The organism is Frankia sp. CeCAU1, assembly GCF_977971845.1.
The window spans coordinates 1,197-4,554 of record NZ_CDWWXA010000089.1 but is presented as its reverse complement, the minus strand read 5'-3'; the positions used below and the strand labels follow the sequence as shown (position 1 = coordinate 4,554).

Here is a 3,358-nt window from a genome sequence, read left to right as displayed (position 1 = left end):
AAGGACGGCAAGGACGGTAAGGACCGGTGGGACGGTAAGGACGGTAAGGACGGCAAGGACCGGCGCCACAAGGACGATTGGGATTGGGACTGGGACTGGGACTGAGCTGACGAGAGGACCTGGACGGAACGCCACTGAAATACGGCGAACCGCTAGGAGAAACATGTAGCGGGGTTGGCGAGGGCGTCCGGCACGGGTTCCAATCGGCAATGACCGCCCGGGTTCTCCGGCCGCTGCGGTGCCGGACACCGTAGCTCTACGGTGTCCGGCGCTCGCGTCCCGTGGCCGCCACGCGTGGGTAGCGGGAAGGCTGCGCTCAGGCTCCCCGCCAGCGTCTATGACATCGTTATGAATGTGTCACGGACGATGGTGAGCAAGGCGATGAGCTGATCGTGTCTGGTGGCGCGGCGCCGGCATGTCCGAGGATTGACCGATAGGCCGGACGGGGCCGGGTGACGCCCGATACCGGAGCCAATCTCAAGGGACCCTGAGAGCACGGGCGATCCGTCGTTGTTCGCTCTCGTAGGCCGCTGCCATCCGGTCGGCCTGGCTTTTCGGGATGCCGAGCCCGGCTGCGGCCTGCCGCCAGCCCGCCGTGGCGGTCTCCACCTCCCTGACGAGGTCGCGGGCCCTCGGCGGCGACAAGCGGAAGTAGTTGCCCACCGACAGCGCGAGGTCGATGCTTGCGTCGGTGTTGTCGAGATCGACGGCCGTGCTCAGCCGGGCCGGGTTGTCCGGATTGGGGTTGAGGTCGTAGGCAGGAGAGAGCGCCCAGCCGTCTCGCTCGCGCAGGAACGCGTGATTGCGCAGGTGGTCGTCGGTGTTCCCGGTCAGGATGGAGAACAGGATCCGCCGGTAGAGCTCACGCAGGTCGGCGTCAGCTCTCGGCGAGTAGCGTTCGATCACCTCGGCGATCTCGAGGTAGCTGCGGAGGTCCCCGTCGGAGGCCTCGAGCATTGTCAGGGCGCTTGCGAACCCCAGGCGCCGCGCGCCGATGCGGTCGAAGCGGCTCAGGAGTAGTACGTGCCGGCCGGTAACGGTCAGCAGTTCCGACTCCGCCACGGTAAGCCCCGCTCTGCGAGCGAGTCTCAGTTGGACCTCCTCCCAACCGGCCACGTCCCATTCGTCACTGTCCGAACGTGGGAACTTGGCGATCGAGAGCCGCCCGGACACGTCCCGCACCGCTGCCTTGGGGCGCGCGCCGCCGAGCGAGCTACCCGCGTCGATGAGGTCCGCGAGGTCGTGGTCGAAGTCGCCCTCCGCGCGGACGCGGTCGGCTGCTCGCATGAGCCGGGCCAGGTCGATCAGCCGTGGGACCGCGTGCCGGTGCGTCGAATAGTAGGTGGCGGTCGCCGGCTGGCGGAACCTGACACCTCCCTGGCGGGTGTCGTCGCGGACGCCGAGAAGGAAGTCGGCCTTACCGAGAGTGCGAGGTGTGGTCTCGGCGGCGCGGGCGCGCTCGCGCTCCTCACGCCTCATGAGGTTCTCACCCCATCGGTCGGGGGCGCTGTCGGCGAACGCGTTGAAGATGGCCGACCCCGCCGGCGTGTGGAAGACACCGGCGGCTCTGGCCAGCGCCGGGTCGAGGTCGTATCCGGCCGGGTTGGTCAGGTAGGCGTCGGCATATCGGAACGTGGCGCTCTGTCCGCCGCGGTTGTGAAGCCACAACGTCCCTGCGGCGGTCTCCTGCCCGTCGATCTCGACGGTGACCTCGACAGGATCCCGTCCGGCCATCAGCGCCGTACTCGCTTGGGGAGGATCTCGTCCATGCGCAGCCGGCCGACGTCGGTCTCGTACGGGTCGGTGGCCCTGACGACGGCATCCATGATCCCGATGGTGCGTAGCACCCTGAACAGGTTCTCGGTGCTCGCGGTGCCCTTGCCCTGCTCGATGGCGCGCAGCGTGTCCCGGGAGATCCCGGCTCGCTGGGCGACCTGGGCTGCGGTCAGCCGGTTCAGCTTCCGCCAGGTCGACACATGCCCGCCGAGCAGACGCAGCGACCGCGCCACCGACAACGGCGTGGCATGCGAGGCCCTGTCACCGACCATAGCCAGCATCATACGAGCCTACGGCGGTTAAGTTCGCCGTTAAGAGCGCGTCTGAAAACTCGGGTCACCAGTCACCGGTGCGTCCGAGGCGATGGGACATGACCATGATCATGGTGATGTAGACCATCGCCTCGTGGCTCTCGGGCAGGGTCTCGTAGTCACGCACGCACCGGCGGTGCTTGTTGATCCAGCCGTAGGTCCGTTCGACGACCCAGCGACGTGGCAGGACCACGAACCCGGCGACGTTGTCCGTCCGCTTGACGATCTGGACGGTGAGGTTGAGGGTCATGGCCGCCCAGGTCACGAGCCGTCGGGCGTAGCCGCCGTCGGCCCAGACGTGGCGGACCGTGCCGAAACCATCGCGCAGGGCGGCGAGCGCGCGGTGCGCGCCGTCCCGGTCCTGGATGCTCGCGGCCGTCACGACGACGGCGAGGAGCAGGCTGTTGGAGTCTGTGGCGATGTGCCGTTTGCGGCCTTTGGTCTTCTTGGCGGCGTCGTAGCCGGCGGTCGAGGAGGGCACCGTGTCGGCGGCGCGCACGGTCTGTGAGTACATGATCGCAGCGGTTGGTGGCGGGTCGCGCCCAGTGTGCACGCGAAGCGCGTCACGCAGGCAGTCGTGCACCCGCTGCCACACGCCTGCCGTCGCCCACCGCCGCTAGATGTCGTAGATGGTCTTGGCGGGTGGGAAGTCGTGCGGGAGTTGCGCCCAGGCGATCCCGCCGCGGACCAGATAGAAGATCGTGTCGAGGACGGTCCGGCGCGGCCACTTCTCCGGCCGACCACCCTTGCCGGTGGCGCTGCCTGGTAGCGGCAGCAGCGGCTCGATGAGCGCCCACCGGGCATCGGTCGTCGATGACGATGGGTAGAACGGACACGGCTCGGTTGTGACAGGGGTCGCCTCGGCGTGGGCCGGGCATAGCGGACACAGGCAGGTCGGGGACACTGGTGCACGGGCTCCTGGCGGACCGGGTTGGCGTGAGAACCACCAGTCCTACCGGGAGCCCACCCATTTTCGATCAAGATTCGCCCACCAGCCGCCCAGTTCCCAGACGCGCACTTAGCTTGTCGTTTGACTTGTCGGTCAGCGGGCAGCTCCGCCGATGGCGGCTACACCTGCGGACCGGCCACACCCTCGACGAGCTGGCACGAAAGATCAACCCGATCGTGCGCGGCTGGGCGCAGTACTACGGGGCGTTCTACCGCTCCGCGCTGCTTCCCCTCCTACAGCGCATCAACGCCTACCTGGTGCGTTGGCTCCGCAAGAAGTACAAACGGCTGAGACCGTTCCATAAGGCCCTGGCCTGCTGGCA

General features: G+C 67.8%; 4 protein-coding genes and 1 pseudogene. 1 reads left to right on the top strand and 4 read right to left on the bottom strand.

Annotation, left to right across the window (positions count from 1 at the left end; genetic code table 11):
• Positions 1-477: 477 nt before the first annotated feature.
• The 4 genes and pseudogenes from AC08OO_RS15580 to AC08OO_RS15565 all read right to left on the bottom strand — a co-directional run bounded on the left by AC08OO_RS15580 (position 478) and on the right by AC08OO_RS15565 (position 2,991).
• Positions 478-1,734 carry a type II toxin-antitoxin system HipA family toxin gene (locus tag AC08OO_RS15580; RefSeq protein ID WP_476610545.1) on the bottom strand — a complete coding sequence of 419 codons (1,257 nt, stop codon included), beginning with the start codon at positions 1,732-1,734 and terminating at the stop codon, positions 478-480.
• Positions 1,734-2,048 (bottom strand): helix-turn-helix domain-containing protein, encoded by a 315-nt coding sequence (locus AC08OO_RS15575; RefSeq protein ID WP_476610544.1) that lies wholly within the window; start codon positions 2,046-2,048, stop codon positions 1,734-1,736. The genes AC08OO_RS15580 and AC08OO_RS15575 overlap by 1 nt, the downstream gene beginning before the upstream one ends.
• Positions 2,049-2,112: 64 nt before the next feature.
• Positions 2,113-2,691: pseudogene (locus AC08OO_RS15570) on the bottom strand (IS5 family transposase); the annotation flags it as partial.
• Positions 2,692-2,703: 12 nt separating this feature from the next.
• Entirely contained in the window at positions 2,704-2,991 is a 288-nt protein-coding gene (locus AC08OO_RS15565; RefSeq protein WP_476608375.1) for a transposase, read from the bottom strand.
• Between the two features lie 119 nt (positions 2,992-3,110).
• Between AC08OO_RS15565 and AC08OO_RS15560 the strand changes: the two genes are divergently transcribed.
• The coding region (locus tag AC08OO_RS15560; protein WP_476618690.1) for a group II intron maturase-specific domain-containing protein at positions 3,111-3,358 on the top strand (248 nt) is incomplete at its 3' end.